The organism is Streptomyces sp. NPDC006283 (assembly GCF_040613325.1).
Lineage (GTDB): Bacteria > Actinomycetota > Actinomycetes > Streptomycetales > Streptomycetaceae > Streptomyces.
The window spans coordinates 1-13573 of record NZ_JBEXRZ010000204.1 but is presented as its reverse complement, the minus strand read 5'-3'; the positions used below and the strand labels follow the sequence as shown (position 1 = coordinate 13573).

Genomic DNA, 13573 nt, shown 5'->3' with positions numbered 1-13573 from the left:
AGAGCAGCTGACTCTTAATCAGCGGGTCCGGGGTTCGAGTCCCTGGCGGCGCACAGACGGGAAAAGGTCCCTCGCGAAAGCGAGGGACCTTTTTCGTGCGAGCTTTTTCGTGCCGCCGTTTTCGTGCCGCCGGAGGGACCGGAGGCCGCCGAAGGACGCCGGAGCGCCCCTAAGCAGTCGTGATCTTCACGGTCCACGCCCCCGTCTGCGTCCGCTCCGCGACCTCCACCCGCGCCCGCCCGCCGGGCGGACCCGGCATGGTGAAGGTCTCGCCGACCCCCAGCGGCGCGTCCGCGAGCGGCGGGTAGACCGACTCCTCCCAGCACGCCTCCGTCTCCGGATGGGTGTCGACGACCTTGACGGGTCCGCCGCCGGACGCCGTCTCACCCTCGACGCGGTAGAGCAGTACGCCCTCCGTGCACGTGTACGCGTCGTTGCCGGTGGCCCCGCGGGCCTCGATCGCGAGCGCGGCATTGGGGCCGGTCCGCACCACCGCGAGGCGGGTGCCGATGCTCCCGCCGCGTACGGGCGCGGCGGCCACCGGTTCGAGGGTCACCAGATCCCCGCCCGGCTCCGCCGTGACGCACAGCACCTCGGAGCGGCTCAGCCAGCCCAGCTTCCATTTGTGCCAGGCGAACAGGTCGGGGGCGAGTCCGAACTGGCTGCCCATGACGTCCCAGTCGCCGACGTGGGTGTCCCAGTCACCGTTGCCGTCCCCCGGCCGGTGGTAGAGGTCGGGAAGGTCGAAGACGTGGCCGGTCTCGTGGGCGAGCACGTTGCGGTCCGGTGGGTGGCGTTCGAAGACGGTGACGACCCGCCTGATGTCGGTGTCGTCCGCCCGCAGGGGGCGGTCGAAGTTGACGACCTTGGTCGCGTCGGAGTCGACGCCGGGGGCGTCGGGGTCGGCGACCAGGTAGACGATGTCGTACGCGGAGAAGTCGACCCGGGCGTCAGCCGCGGCGACGGCGTCCCGCAGGTACGCGGCGCGCCGCTCGGGCTCCCAGTCGCGCTTTATCGCGTAGGCGACGGAAGGCTTCGGCATCTGCATCCACTCGTTCAGCGGATGCGAGCGCAGCGCGAACTTCCCGTACGAGGCCTGCCGGAAGAAGTCGCTGGTGGCGGGGAAGTGGTCGGCGGCCAGTTCCTCGGGCGAGTACAGCGGCTCGGAGTCCGGGAACTTCAGGAAGATCATGACCGCGTCGAGCCGGGTGGCCGGCCGGGTGTACGCACCGTTCCACGTGTCGAGGCCGAGGGAGTGGTGGGCGTGGGTCCTGGGCAGCGCGCAGGGGCCGCCGGTGGTGGAGGCGACGGCGGGGCCCGCCACGAGGGAGGTTGCCGCGAACGCCATGAGAGAAGTGAGTGCGGCCGCGGCGCTTCGCAGACGCACTCGTTCCACTCTCCCGGGTGTTCCCTCGGGCGACTGCTGACCCTCCACGTAGACCTCCGGCTGCGGAATGCGGGATGCCTCACCCACCCTGTGATGTTTTCTGGTGGTACGCCCTGTTCCGGTGCCCCACTCGGGTGACCGACCTGACACCCGCCCGATGCCGGGCCGAGACCCGACGACACTCCGATGGCTCACGGAAAGTCACATTCGGTCAGGGGTCGGCAGAGCCCCGTTCAGACCCGCGCAGAAACGATCGACCGTCTCCCCCGGAGGCCCTGTCGCATGATGGTCACGCTGGAACGGTCTCGTCGGCTGCCTCTATGATCGGCACACTTTCCCCGAGTTCTTGCTGGATTTCTTCGCCGACTGCCTCGGCGGGCCATCCCTCGACCACATTTGTACGACCCTGTACGACACAACTGCACTGCGGGAGTGAGCGGTGAGCGGAACCTCCGAAGGACAAGGGCCCGCGGGCGTCGCAGTCCCCGGAAGCGTCCGACCGTCGGTCACGGAGCGTCACAGCTTCGGCCGGAGTTCCACCGAACTGCGCGACTACCGGGCCGCCTTCAACGCGGCACAGCTGGCCATGGCCGTGGTCGACAACGAGGGTTTGGTGATCAGCGCCAACGACGCCCTCGCCGCCCTGCTGGGCACCCGCTCCACGGAGCTGCGCGACCAGAACGCGGCCGACCTGATCGACCTGGCCTCCGACGCCCGCACCTGGCACGCCTACCGCGAGGTGCTGCGCGGCCGGCGCTCCCGGTTCCGCTGCACGCGCCGCCTCAAACACCCGGACGGCCGTGCGCTGTGGGCCGAGGTGACCGTCGCCCCGGTGCCCGACAGCACCACCGTGCTGCTGTCGGTCTCCGACATCAGCGACCGGCGCGAACTGCGGGCGAGGCTGCGGCACCTCCAGATGCACGACCCGGTGACCCGGCTGCCCAACCGCACCCTGTTCTTCGAGCGGCTCTCCGCCGCGCTCGAGTCGTCCCCGTACGACCAGGGCTCGACGGGCCGGATCGGTCTCTGCTATCTGGATCTCGACGGCTTCAAGGCCGTCAACGACACCCTCGGGCACCGTGTCGGCGACCGGCTGCTCGCGGCCGTCGCCACCCGATTGACGGAGTGCGCGGAGGCCAACAACTGCGGGCGCAGCGGCGGTCATCTCGTGGCACGGCTCGGCGGTGACGAGTTCGCGATCCTCGTCGAGGACTCCACGGGCACGGAACAGGTCGCCGACCTCGCCAAGTCCGTGCTGGCCGCGCTCCAGCAGCCGTTCGACCTGTCCGGGCAGCGCCTGTCGGTCTCGGCGTCGATCGGCGTGGTGGAGCGCGCGGCGGCGGGCACGAGCGCGACGGGACTCATGCAGGCCGCGGACACGACGCTCTACTGGGCGAAGGAGGACGGCAAGTCCCGCTGGACCCTGTTCGACCCGGAGCGCAACGCGCACCGGATGACCCGGCAGGCGCTTTCGTCCATGCTGCGCCCGGCGGTTGAGCGCGGGGAGTTCACGCTCGAGTACCAGCCCTTGGTGGGCATGGCCGACGGAGTGACACGGGGCGTGGAGGCGCTCGTGCGCTGGAACCACCCGCAGTTCGGCACGCTCACGCCGAATCGGTTCGTCGCCATCGCGGAGGAGGACGGCTCGATCGTGCAGCTCGGGCAGTGGGTGCTGCGTACGGCGTGCCGGCAGGCCAGGCAGTGGCAGCTCGACCACCCGGACGTGCCGCCGCTGTTCGTCAGCGTCAACGTCGCGGTGCGGCAGGTCTGGGACTCCGACCTGGTCGCCGATGTGGCCGAAATCCTGGCGGAGACGGGCCTGCCCGCCCATCTGCTGCAGCTCGAGCTCACCGAGTCGGCCGTGATGGGCTCCGCCGGCCGGCCGCTCCAGGCGCTGCAGGCGCTCAGCGACATGGGCGTGCACATCGCGATCGACGACTTCGGCACCGGTTACTCGAACCTGGCCTACCTGAGCCGGCTGCCGGTATCCGTACTGAAGCTCGACGGAACGTTTGTCCGCGGCTTCCAGGACGAGGCCCACGCCAACCCGGCCGACGAGACGATCGTCCAGGCCCTGGTGGAGCTGGCGCACCGGCTGGGCCTGACGGTCACGGCGGAGTGCGTGGAGACCTCGGGGCAGGCCTCCCGGCTGCGAAGGATCGGCTGCGACACGGGGCAGGGGTGGCTGTACTCACGGGCCGTGGGCCCGGACCGCATCGCGGAGATGCTCGGCGCGGACCCGCGACCGGCGCGCGCGGCGGCCTCGGGCTGACTCCGCTGCGCCCGGACCGCCGCTCCTCGTTCGCCGGCGCTCAGCCCTGCAGCCCGTACGCGTCGGCGATCAGCTCGTAGCTGCGCACCCGCGCCTTGGCGCCGTGCGCATTCGCCGTGATCATCAGCTCGTCCGCGCCGGTGCGCTTCTGGAGGTCGTCCAGGCCGGTCCGTACCGCGTCCGGCGTGCCGTGCACGACGTTGCTCAGCCAGCTGTCGACGAACTCCCTTTCCAAGGAGCTGAAGGCGTACTGCTCCGCCTCCTCCGGGGTGGGGATCAGCCCCGGCCGGCCGGTCCGCAGGCGCACCATCGACAGCGCGCCCGTCAGGACCTGGCGCCGGGCCTCCTTCTCGTCGTCCGAGGCGAGCGCCGCGACGCCGATCAGGGCGTACGGGGCGTCGAGCACCGCGGAGGGCCGGAAGGACTCGCGGTACAGGTCCAGCGCCGGGATCGTGTTCTGCGCGGAGAAGTGGTGGGCGAAGGCGAACGGCAGCCCGAGCACTCCGGCCAGTCGGGCGCTGAAGCCGGACGACCCGAGCAGCCAGACGGGCGGGCGGCCCGGGGACTGGACGCCGCCGGGCGAGGTGGCCTGGACGGGACCCGGCACCGCGTGGATACGGGAGTACGGGTGCCCGTCCGGGAAGTCGTCGTCCAGGAAGCGGGTCAGCTCGGCGAGTTGCTGGGGAAAGTCGTCCGCGCCTTCGTTCTGGCGACCGCTGCGCCGCAGCGCCGCCGCCGTCGCCCCGTCCGTGCCGGGCGCCCGTCCGAGGCCGAGGTCGACGCGTCCCGGGGCGAGCGCCTCCAGGGTGCCGAACTGCTCCGCGATCACCAGCGGTGCGTGGTTGGGCAGCATCACGCCGCCGGAGCCGAGTCGGATGCGCTCGGTGTGGGCGGCCAGGTGGGCGAGGATCACGGCCGGGGACGACGAGGCGACGCCGGGCATGGAGTGGTGCTCGGCGACCCAGTGCCGGTGGTAGCCGCGGCGCTCGGCGAGACGGGCGATCTCCACGCTGGTGCGCAGCGCGTCCGTGGCGGTGCGGCCGCTGCCGACCGTCACGAGGTCGAGCACGGACAGGGGCACGGGGGCGTCTCCGGCCGCTGTGCCTCGTATCTCGTCCACTGCTCTTACGTTCACCGGTGGGGCCCTCCTGCGTCTGTCGTACGTACCGCCAACAGTCAACAGGAGGGCCTCTCCGTTTATTCCGTCGGAGCGGTTCCGCCGCGATCGGATGCCGGACGCTCGATCACTTGACGTCCACCAGGTCCGCCACATGGTCCGGCCGGGCGAACAGCGTGCCCAGCCCGTTCGCCCACGCGCGCCGGTCGGCCAGCCGCAGGCCCTCCCACACGGTGACCTGATTGGCGGTGACGACCGGCTTGCCGAGCTCCGCCTCCAGGTCGGCGAGGTACGCGACGGTGTGCAGGGCCGTGTCCGGCATCAGCAGCACGTCGGCGTTCCGGTGGTCGGCCGAGCGTGCGAGCTCCAGCACCTCCTCGCGGCCCCAGGTGCCCACCTCGGCCGCCGTGAGGATGCCGGCGTCCCTGCCGGAGACCACCACGGCGCCGGATTTCTCGAGGAACTCCGCGAAGTGCTCGGTGACGTCCGCCGGATAGGTCGCGGCGATCGCGACCCGCGGCGTGCCCAGATGCCGCACGGCGTGCGCGAAGCCGAAGGAGGTGCTGGACGCGGGCATCCCCGCCACCTCGGCGAGGGCGCGGACCTGCTCGTGGGCGCCCTCCCACCCGAAGACGAAGCTGCCGCTGGTGCAGGCCCACACCACCGACTCGGCTCCCTCCAGGCGCAGCGCCTCGACGCCCGCGGCGAGCCGCTCGGGAGATCCCATCTTCAGCAGCGCGTCCACGCGGTGCGCGTCCTCACCGATGTCGGTGTGGACGATCGGAAGCCTGATGTCGCTGTCGAGCAGTACTTCGAGCCGTGGGTAGTCGTCCTCCGCGGAGTGTCCCGGGTAGAGAAGTCCGACCGTGGTCATGTCCAGCCTTCCTGTTCTTCCGGCTGCGTCTCGGGCTGTGCGTCGGGCAGCGTCCCGCTCATGGCCTCCGGCTCCATCAGCAGCGCCTGGTAGGGGCCGACGGCGCGGGCGCCGAGAGTGCGCAGCGCGGCCCACATCGTCACCTGGTTGGCGGACAGCACCGGCATCCTCAGCTCGGCCTCCAACTGCGGGATCGCGTCGTACGTCGGCAGATTGGTGCAACTGATGAACAGTGCGTCGGCCGCGCCGACCACCGCCTCGCGCGCCATGTCGACCACCGCCCGGTACGGCACTTTCCAGATGTGCCGGGTCAGGCCGAGAAAGGCGCAGCCCGTCACCGTCACTCCAGCTTCTCCCAGATATTCCTCCAGTGCCCGGGTGACGGATTCGGTGTAGGGCGTCAGCAGGGCGATCCGGCCGGCGCCCAGCTCTTCGAGCGCTTGGAGCAGCGCCCCCGAGGTGGTGAGTGAGGGCACCTCACCCGCGGAGTTCATCACCTCGCACATGGCGCGTTCCCCCGCGATGCCTCCGACAAAACTGCCGGAGGTGCAGGCGTAGGCGATGACCTCGGGCTCGGACGCCCCGAGAGCCCTCACCGCCTCGCGCAGCGTCTCGTGCTCGCTCACCAGTCGGGCCAGGTCGAGGGAGACCCCGACCGGCACAAAAGGGGTGCGTGTCAGCCGCAGCGAGACGTCGTCGGGAACCCAGCGCCACAGCTCCCGGTCCAGCGCGAAGTCGAACGGGGCGACCACACCGATGCCGTGCTGCGGCTGTGGTCCGCCGAGAAAGGAGACATCCATCGCCAGGCCCCCTTGGTGTCTTGTTGACGACGGTAGGTTCGGGTGCGAGCGTGGTCAATCCGTACATGTCAGACGTGAGGAAAGCGGTCTCCGCCCGATGTCCGAACCGACACTTCTCGTACTGGCCGCGGACCCCCCTCCGCGGCTCGGCAGGCTCACCGGGCGGGTCCGCGTCACGTACGCGGACGAAGACACACTCGCCGCCCAACTCCCCTTGTCGGACGCCTTGTTGGTGTGGAACTTCACCTCCGACGCGGTCCGTCTCGCCTGGCCCGGCGAGGGGCCGCGGCCCCGCTGGGTGCACACCCCGAGCGCGGGCGTCGACCGGCTGCTCTGTCCGGAACTGGCCGAATCCGACACCGTCGTGACGAACGCCCGTGGCATCTTCGAGGTACCGATCGCCGAGTACGTGGCGGCTCTTGTCCTGGCGATGGCCAAGGACCTGCCGGGCACGCTGGAGCTCCAGCGGCAGCGGCGCTGGCGTCACCGCGAAGGCCTGGGCGTGGCCGGGACGCGGGCCCTGGTGGTCGGCGCCGGGCCCATTGGCCGGGCGACGGCGCGCATGCTCAAGGCGATCGGCGTCAGGACCGCGCTCGTCGGCCGCACCGCGCGCACCGGCATCCACGGCGTGCGCGACCTCGATCCGCTGATGGCACGGGCCGACTGGGTGGTGTGCGCTGCGCCGCTCACCGACGACACCCGCGGCATGTTCGACGCGCGGCGTTTCGATCTGATGCAGCCCTCCGCCCACTTCATCAACGTGGGCCGCGGCCCGCTCGTCGTCGAGAGCGACCTGGCGGCAGCACTGGACAAACGGTGGATCGCGGGCGCGGCCCTCGACGTGTTCGAGCACGAGCCGCTCGCCCCCGACAGCCCGCTGTGGGACGTGCCCGGTCTGATCGTGTCCCCGCACATGAGCGGCGACACGGTCGGCTGGCGGGACCGGCTGGGCGAGCAGTTCGTGGAGATGTACGAACTCTGGGCGGCCGGAAAGCCCCTGCCGAACGTGGTGGACAAGAAACGTGGGTACGTCCCCATGCATGACGACTCGCCTGACTGACCTCACCGCACGTCAACTGCTGGCCGGATACGAGAAGGGCGACTTCTCCCCCGTCGACGCGACCCGCGCGGCGCTGGAGCGGATCGAGGCCGTGGAACCGCTGGTGAACGCCTTCGTCCGGGTCGACGCCGAAGAGGCCCTGACCCGCGCGGAGGCGTCGGCGCGGCGATGGCACCGGCGCGAACCGCAGGGGCTGCTCGACGGAGTGCCCGTCACGGTGAAGGACATCCTGCTCCAGCGCGGCGGGCCCACTCTGCGCGGCTCGAGGACGGTCCGCGCGGACGGCGCCTGGGACGAGGACGCGCCGTCCGTGGCCCGGCTGCGCGCGCACGGCGCCGTGTTCCTCGGGAAGACGACGACGCCCGAGTTCGGCTGGAAGGGCGTCACCGACTCGCCACGGCACGGCGTGACCGGCAATCCGTACGACCCCACGCGCACGGCGGGCGGGTCCAGCGGCGGGAGCGCGGCGGCCGTGGCGCTGGGCGCGGGCGCGCTGTCGGTCGGGACGGACGGCGGGGGCTCGGTGCGCATCCCGGCCTCCTTCTGCGGGATCTTCGGGCTGAAGCCGACGTACGGGCGGGTGCCGATGTATCCGTCCAGCCCGTTCGGGACGCTCGCGCACGCCGGGCCGATGGCGCGGGACGCGGCCGACGCGGCGCTGATGCTCGACGCGATGAGCGGCGAGGACTGGCGGGACTGGTCGCACCTGGGCCCGGCCACGGAGGTGGCCGCGGGCCTGGGCGAGGGAGTCAAGGGCCTGCGGATCGCCTACTCGCCGTCGCTCGGCGGCCAGGTGGCGGTGCGGTCCTCGGTCGCCGCGGCGGTACGGCGGGCCGTGGGCGCCCTCGCCGACGCCGGCGCCTACATCGAGGAGTCCGATCCGGACGTGCCGGACCCGGTGGAAGCTTTCCACACCCTGTGGTTCAGCGGCGCGGCCCGGCTGGTCCAGCACCTGAGCGCGGACCAGCGCGAGCTGCTGGACCCGGGGCTGCGGGAGATCGTCGCGGCCGGCGAGCACTACAGCGCCTTGGACTATCTGGCCGCGGTGGACGCGCGGATGGCGCTGGGGCGTCGGATGGGCCGCTTCCACACCTCGTACGACCTGCTGGTCACGCCGACGCTGCCGATCACCGCCTTCGAGGCGGGCGCGGAAATCCCGGCAGGCTCCCGGCACCACCGCTGGACGGGGTGGACGCCCTTCACCTACCCGTTCAACCTGACGCAGCAGCCCGCGGCGTCGGTGCCGTGCGGCGTGGACGAGGACGGTCTGCCGATCGGCGTCCAGCTGGTCGGCCCCCGGCACGCGGACGCCCTCGTGCTGCGCGCCGCACACGTCCTCTACGAGTCGGGCACGGCCCGGATCCCCGCGGCCGTGCCCGCAGGAAGCTGAGCGTCCGGCGCCTATGCCCGCCGGAAACTGAGGGTCTCGCCCGCCGCGCCCGCGCGCCACAGGTCCTGGCAGGCCTCCGCCATCTCGTCGAGGCCCTCGACGACGGTGCCCCAGACGATGCCGGGCACCCAGCCGGTGTCGCCGTTGAGCAGCAGGTTGTTGCGTTCGTAGAAGAGCGCGAGGTCGACGACGGTGGGGCGGCCGCGATGGGCGGCCCGCTCCTCGTAGCCGTACGACGCCGTGCCCAACTGCACGTCGGTGAAGGTGAAATAGCACAGATCACCCGGGATGGGGGTCACCGTCGGGTTCTCCAGCGGCGGCTCCTGCTCGGCGAAGGCCGGCAGCAGAGCATAGATCTCATTACGCGCATACTTCGCGTGGTAGACATCTCCGGCCAGCGGTAGCGCGTCCCACACGGCGTCGCAGGTCAGAGGGGCTTTGTCGGACAGCAGCCGGGCGGTGCAGCGCACTCCGCGCTTGTCCAGGGCAACGGTCAGGTATCGGTCGGCCATTTCATACGCATACCCCGCAGGGACTCGGGTAGCCGCGCGCCCATGGCTCGTACAAGACAAGCAGGTTCGATGAGCAGACGCAGTCTGCTGCTCGGCACCGCGGCCCTCGGGGCGCTCGGTGCCTGGGGCACCGCAGGCTGCAGCCGCGTCTCCTCCGGTGATGCGCTTGCCCGGTTGAAGACGCAGGGAACCGTCCGGCTCGGAATCGCGGGCGAAGTGCCGTACGGCTTCGTCGACGACCAGGGCGAGTTCACGGGCGAGGCCCCCGAGCTGGCCCGGGTCATCTTCAAACGGCTCGGCATCGACAGCATCCAGCCCGTCGCGACGGACTTCGCGTCCCTCATACCAGGCCTCAACTCCCAGCAGTTCGATGTCGTCTCCGCCGGGATGTACATCAACAAGGAACGGTGCGAGCAGGTCATCTTCTCCGACCCCGAGTACCAGATGCTCGACTCGTTCATCGTGCGCAAGGGCAACCCCAAGAACCTGCGCAGCTACGAGGACGTGGTGAAGGCCAAGGCGAAATTCGCCACCGGAACGGGCTACGCGGAGATCGGTTACGCGGTCGCCGCCGGCATCCCGGAGAAGGACATCGTCATCCTGCAGGACCAGGTGGCCGGACTGAACGCCGTCGAGTCCGGGCGCGTCGACGTCTTCGCGGGCACCGCGCTGACCACCCGCGAGGTGGTGAAGAAGAGCTCGAAGGCCGAGGCGACCGAGCCGTTCGCGGCGGTCGTCGACGGCGAGCGGCAGATCGACGGCGGCGGCTTCGCCTTCCGCCCCACCGACACCGAGCTGCGCGACGCGTTCAACGTCGAGATCCACAAGATGAAGAAGAGCGGCGAGCTCTTCCGCATCCTGAAGCCGTTCGGCTTCACGAAGAACGAGATGACCACCCTCACTGCCGAGGAGCTGTGCCGATGACAGCCGGACTCTGGCAGAACTGGGTGCTGCCCGGTATCTGGATCACCGTTCAACTACTGGTCTACAGCGCGGCGCTGGCCGCCTTCGTCGCCTTCGCGGTCGGCATAGCCCGCACCCACCGCTCGCCTGCCGTCCGCTTCCTCGCGGGCTTGTACACCGAGATCTTCCGCGGCACCTCGGCGCTGGTCCTGATGTTCTGGCTGTTCTTCGTGGTCCCGCCGCTCGCGGGCTGGCAGCTCGTGCCGATGTGGGCCGCGGTGCTCGCCCTCGGCCTGTCCTACGGTGCGTACGGCGCCGAGATCGTCCGTGGCGCCCTGAACTCGGTGGCCGTCTCCCAGCGCGAGGCGGGCGTCGCGCTCAGCTTCACGCCCTGGCAGCGGATGCGGCTGATCCTGCTGCCGCAGGCGGTCCCCGAGATGATCCCGTCGTTCTGCAATCTGCTGGTGGAACTGCTCAAGGGCACGGCGCTGGTGTCGCTGCTCGGTGTCGGTGACGTCTCGTTCGCCGCCTACCTGGTGCGGCTGGCCACCCAGGAGAGCGCACAGATCTACACCATCAGCCTGGTCATCTACTTCGTGCTCGCGTTCGTCCTCACGCGTTCCATGAAGGCGCTGGAACGGAAGGCGAAGCGAAACATCGGCATCGAGCCGGAGCCGGGCCTGCTCCGCGGCATGGTCGCCCAGCGCGCCGAGGACAAGCTCGCCGGTACGGCCGTGGCGGGGGGTGCTTCCAAGTGACCTGGGACTGGTCCGCGATCGCGGACTTCATGCCGCGTTTCTGGGACGGCGTGCTGATCACGCTGCAGGTGCTGGTGCTCGGCTCGCTGATCTCGTTCACGCTGGGTCTCGTCTGGGCGATGGCGTTCAGGGCGCCGACCCGGTTCGTCCGCTGGCCGGTGAATCTCGTGACCGAGTTCATCCGCACGACCCCGCTGCTGGTGCAGCTGTTCTTCCTCTACTTCGTGCTGCCGGAGTGGGGCATCCAGTTCTCCGCCCTGACCACCGGCACGATCGCGATCGGTCTGCACTACTCGACGTACACCGCGCAGGTCTACCGGGCCGGCATCGACGCCGTGCCGCCCGGCCAGTGGGAGGCGGCCACGGCGCTGAGCCTGCCCGCCCACCGCACCTGGATCGCGGTGATCCTTCCGCAGGCGGTCCGCCGGATCACCCCGGCGCTCGGCAACTACGTCATCGCGATGCTCAAGGACACTCCGCTGCTGGCCGCGATCGGCGTGCTGGAGATGCTGCAGCAGTCCCGGCTGGAGAGTGCGTCGACGTTCCAGTACACCGAGCCGCTGACCCTGATCGGCATCGCCTTCATCCTCATCGCCTACCCGGCTTCTCTTCTCGTACGAGCCCTGGAGCGCCGCCTTGTCCGCTGACCTCACGATCCCGACCCCCCGCGACGCCGACGACGTGCTGATCCGGTTCGACAACGTCACCAAGAGATTCGGCGACAACACGGTCCTCGACGACCTCTGTTTCACCGTCCGCCCGGGCAAGCACGTCACGCTGATCGGCCCGTCCGGCTCCGGCAAGACCACGATCCTGCGGTTGCTGATGACGCTGGAGAGCCCCGACGAGGGCTCGATCCAGGTGAACGGCAACCGGCTGTTTCCGGCCGCGGAGAAGGAGCGCCGCGAGGCGCGCAAGAAGATCGGCATGGTCTTCCAGCAATTCAACCTGTTCCCCAACATGTCCGTGCTGCGCAACCTGACGGAGGCGCCGGTGCGGGTGCTCGGCCTCTCCAAGGACGAGGCGGAACACCGCGCCAAGGAGCTCCTCGACCTGGTGGGTCTGGCCGACCGCTGCGACGCGAAGCCGACACAGCTGTCCGGCGGCCAGCAGCAGCGGGTGGCGATCGCCCGGGCGCTGGCGATGCGGCCCCAGGTGCTGCTGCTGGACGAGGTGACGTCGGCACTCGACCCCGAGCTCGTGGCCGGAGTGCTCGACCTGCTGCGGGACATCGCGCGCACCACGGACATCACCATGCTCTGTGTGACACACGAGATGAATTTCGCCCGTGACATCTCGGACGACGTGCTGATGTTCGACGCCGGGAAGGTGATCGAGTCCGGCTCGCCGGAAAAAATCTTCTCGGATCCGGAGCACGAACGTACCCGCGAGTTCCTCGGCGCGGTGCTCTGACCTCTCGTTCCGCCGGTCAGGTCTGCCACTGGCATATGCCAATGTGATGCGCCCCAGCGTACGGCGCTGGGGCGCCGCATCATTTACGCCAACAGCCGCCCCTCAAACGGCCCTTGACCGCTATCGTGGTACGGAAGCTTGCGGTAACAACCTGCTAGGGGGAAAGCCGTGGCGCTGAAGCCGGAGCCGACCGCGCCGTTCCACTCGGTGCAATACGTCTTGCGCGTCCTCGAGACGATCTCCAAGCACGGTGGCGGTGTCACCGACGTCCAGATCGCACGGGAGACCGGTCTGCCGACCGGCCATCTCGCCCCCATGCTGTCGATGCTGCGCCGCGAGGGCTACGTCGAGCAGGTCTCCGACGGAGCCTATGTGATCGGTGACTCACTGATCCTTCTCGGCTCGGGCGCGACACGTCAGGAGGCACTGGAGGCGAAACTCCAGGACACCCTCACCGAGCTCCGTGACTCGGTGGGCGCCGCCGTCTACATCAGCCGTTACATCGACGGCGAGGTGAAGATCACCCAGTTCGCCGACGGTCCGCGCACGCCGAAGGTCAACGAGTGGGTGGACTTCCGCTCAGCGGCCCACGCGAGCGCGGTCGGCAAATGCCTGCTGACCCAGCTCGACGTGAACGGCCGTCGTGACCACCTCTCCCGTCACAAGATCGCCCGCCTCACCTCGCGGACGATCACCAGCGAGCGACTGCTCTTCTCCAAGCTGGACAGCCAGCCGCCGACGGTCCCCGTGCTGGATCTCCAGGAGTACGCGGTGGGCACGGTCTGCGCGGCCGTGCCGCTGACGGCCGGCGCCGCGGTGGGCTGCCTGGCGCTGTCCCTCCCGGTCGAGCACGCGCACCGGCTCCGGTCGGCGGCCGACACCCTGAACCGCAGGGCGGCTCCGGTGGTGCTCTCCCTGGCCATCTAGGGACTGCCCGCGGTCCGCCCCGAGGCTCTCAGTACCTGGTCCGCAGCACCCCTTCGGGCCAGGTACTATTTACGTGTCGGCCGCCGAGCGGCAGACAAAAGATGCGCCGCTAGCTCAGTTGGTTAGAGCAGCTGACTCTTAATCAGCGGGTCCGGGGTTC

The 13573-nt window shown here is 70.1% G+C and carries 13 protein-coding genes; 8 read left to right on the top strand and 5 right to left on the bottom strand.

Annotated features, from left to right (window positions below; genetic code table 11):
* Nucleotides 1-169: 169 nt before the first annotated feature.
* Nucleotides 170-1435, bottom strand: a complete 1266-nt coding sequence (locus ABZ070_RS29525) for a M6 family metalloprotease domain-containing protein (RefSeq protein WP_356638399.1) — start codon at nt 1433-1435, stop codon at nt 170-172.
* A gap of 391 nt (nt 1436-1826) precedes the next feature.
* On the opposite strand from ABZ070_RS29525, the gene ABZ070_RS29520 reads away from it, so the two are divergent.
* Nucleotides 1827-3659: an EAL domain-containing protein gene (locus ABZ070_RS29520; protein ID WP_356638398.1), complete on the top strand. Its 1833-nt coding sequence runs from the start codon at nt 1827-1829 to the stop codon at nt 3657-3659.
* Between the two features lie 40 nt (nt 3660-3699).
* Here ABZ070_RS29520 and ABZ070_RS29515 read toward each other — a convergent pair whose 3' ends face one another.
* The 3 genes from ABZ070_RS29515 to ABZ070_RS29505 form a co-directional block, all read right to left on the bottom strand.
* Entirely contained in the window at nt 3700-4794 is a 1095-nt protein-coding gene (locus ABZ070_RS29515; protein ID WP_356638397.1) for an LLM class flavin-dependent oxidoreductase, read from the bottom strand.
* Between the two features lie 109 nt (nt 4795-4903).
* Nucleotides 4904-5650 carry a decarboxylase gene (locus tag ABZ070_RS29510; protein WP_356638396.1) on the bottom strand — a complete coding sequence of 249 codons (747 nt, stop codon included), beginning with the start codon at nt 5648-5650 and terminating at the stop codon, nt 4904-4906.
* The gene (locus ABZ070_RS29505) at nt 5647-6450 is read right to left on the bottom strand and encodes an aspartate/glutamate racemase family protein (protein ID WP_356638395.1); all 804 of its coding nucleotides are present in this window, start codon (nt 6448-6450) and stop codon (nt 5647-5649) included. The genes ABZ070_RS29510 and ABZ070_RS29505 overlap by 4 nt, the downstream gene beginning before the upstream one ends.
* 97 nt (nt 6451-6547) lie before the next feature.
* On the opposite strand from ABZ070_RS29505, the gene ABZ070_RS29500 reads away from it, so the two are divergent.
* Both ABZ070_RS29500 and ABZ070_RS29495 read left to right on the top strand, forming a co-directional pair.
* Nucleotides 6548-7510, top strand: coding sequence for a D-2-hydroxyacid dehydrogenase (locus ABZ070_RS29500; RefSeq protein WP_356638394.1), 963 nt, complete (start codon nt 6548-6550; stop codon nt 7508-7510).
* Nucleotides 7491-8900 carry an amidase gene (locus ABZ070_RS29495; RefSeq protein WP_356638393.1) on the top strand — a complete coding sequence of 470 codons (1410 nt, stop codon included), beginning with the start codon at nt 7491-7493 and terminating at the stop codon, nt 8898-8900. The genes ABZ070_RS29500 and ABZ070_RS29495 overlap by 20 nt, the downstream gene beginning before the upstream one ends.
* A gap of 11 nt (nt 8901-8911) precedes the next feature.
* Here ABZ070_RS29495 and ABZ070_RS29490 read toward each other — a convergent pair whose 3' ends face one another.
* Nucleotides 8912-9412 (bottom strand): DUF3830 family protein, encoded by a 501-nt coding sequence (locus ABZ070_RS29490; protein WP_356638392.1) that lies wholly within the window; start codon nt 9410-9412, stop codon nt 8912-8914.
* Nucleotides 9413-9481: 69 nt separating this feature from the next.
* On the opposite strand from ABZ070_RS29490, the gene ehuB reads away from it, so the two are divergent.
* The 5 genes from ehuB to ABZ070_RS29465 all read left to right on the top strand — a co-directional run bounded on the left by ehuB (nt 9482) and on the right by ABZ070_RS29465 (nt 13413).
* A complete protein-coding gene (gene ehuB / locus ABZ070_RS29485) occupies nt 9482-10336 on the top strand; it encodes an ectoine/hydroxyectoine ABC transporter substrate-binding protein EhuB (RefSeq protein ID WP_356638391.1) in 855 nt (284 codons plus the stop codon).
* A complete protein-coding gene (gene ehuC, locus ABZ070_RS29480) occupies nt 10333-11073 on the top strand; it encodes an ectoine/hydroxyectoine ABC transporter permease subunit EhuC (protein WP_356638390.1) in 741 nt (246 codons plus the stop codon). The genes ehuB and ehuC overlap by 4 nt, the downstream gene beginning before the upstream one ends.
* On the top strand, nt 11070-11720 hold the full coding sequence (gene ehuD, locus ABZ070_RS29475) for an ectoine/hydroxyectoine ABC transporter permease subunit EhuD (RefSeq protein ID WP_356638389.1): 651 nt from the start codon (nt 11070-11072) through the stop codon (nt 11718-11720). The genes ehuC and ehuD overlap by 4 nt, the downstream gene beginning before the upstream one ends.
* Entirely contained in the window at nt 11710-12486 is a 777-nt protein-coding gene (gene ehuA / locus ABZ070_RS29470; protein ID WP_356638388.1) for an ectoine/hydroxyectoine ABC transporter ATP-binding protein EhuA, read from the top strand. The genes ehuD and ehuA overlap by 11 nt, the downstream gene beginning before the upstream one ends.
* A 168-nt stretch (nt 12487-12654) precedes the next feature.
* Complete coding sequence (locus tag ABZ070_RS29465) at nt 12655-13413, top strand: IclR family transcriptional regulator C-terminal domain-containing protein (protein WP_356638387.1); 759 nt, start codon at nt 12655-12657, stop codon at nt 13411-13413.
* The last annotated feature ends 160 nt before the right edge of the window (nt 13414-13573 follow it).

What these genes read in the sequence shown, in the direction of transcription:
- ABZ070_RS29510 (WP_356638396.1), bottom strand. Translation starts at nt 5,650, where the DNA reads ATGACCACGGTCGGACTTCTCTACCCGGGACACTCCGCGGAGGACGAC.
- ABZ070_RS29505 (WP_356638395.1), bottom strand. Translation starts at nt 6,450, where the DNA reads ATGGATGTCTCCTTTCTCGGCGGACCACAGCCGCAGCACGGCATCGGT.
- ABZ070_RS29500 (WP_356638394.1), top strand. Translation starts at nt 6,548, where the DNA reads ATGTCCGAACCGACACTTCTCGTACTGGCCGCGGACCCCCCTCCGCGG.
- ABZ070_RS29495 (WP_356638393.1), top strand. Translation starts at nt 7,491, where the DNA reads ATGACGACTCGCCTGACTGACCTCACCGCACGTCAACTGCTGGCCGGA.
- ABZ070_RS29490 (WP_356638392.1), bottom strand. Translation starts at nt 9,412, where the DNA reads ATGGCCGACCGATACCTGACCGTTGCCCTGGACAAGCGCGGAGTGCGC.
- ehuB (WP_356638391.1), top strand. Translation starts at nt 9,482, where the DNA reads ATGAGCAGACGCAGTCTGCTGCTCGGCACCGCGGCCCTCGGGGCGCTC.
- ehuC (WP_356638390.1), top strand. Translation starts at nt 10,333, where the DNA reads ATGACAGCCGGACTCTGGCAGAACTGGGTGCTGCCCGGTATCTGGATC.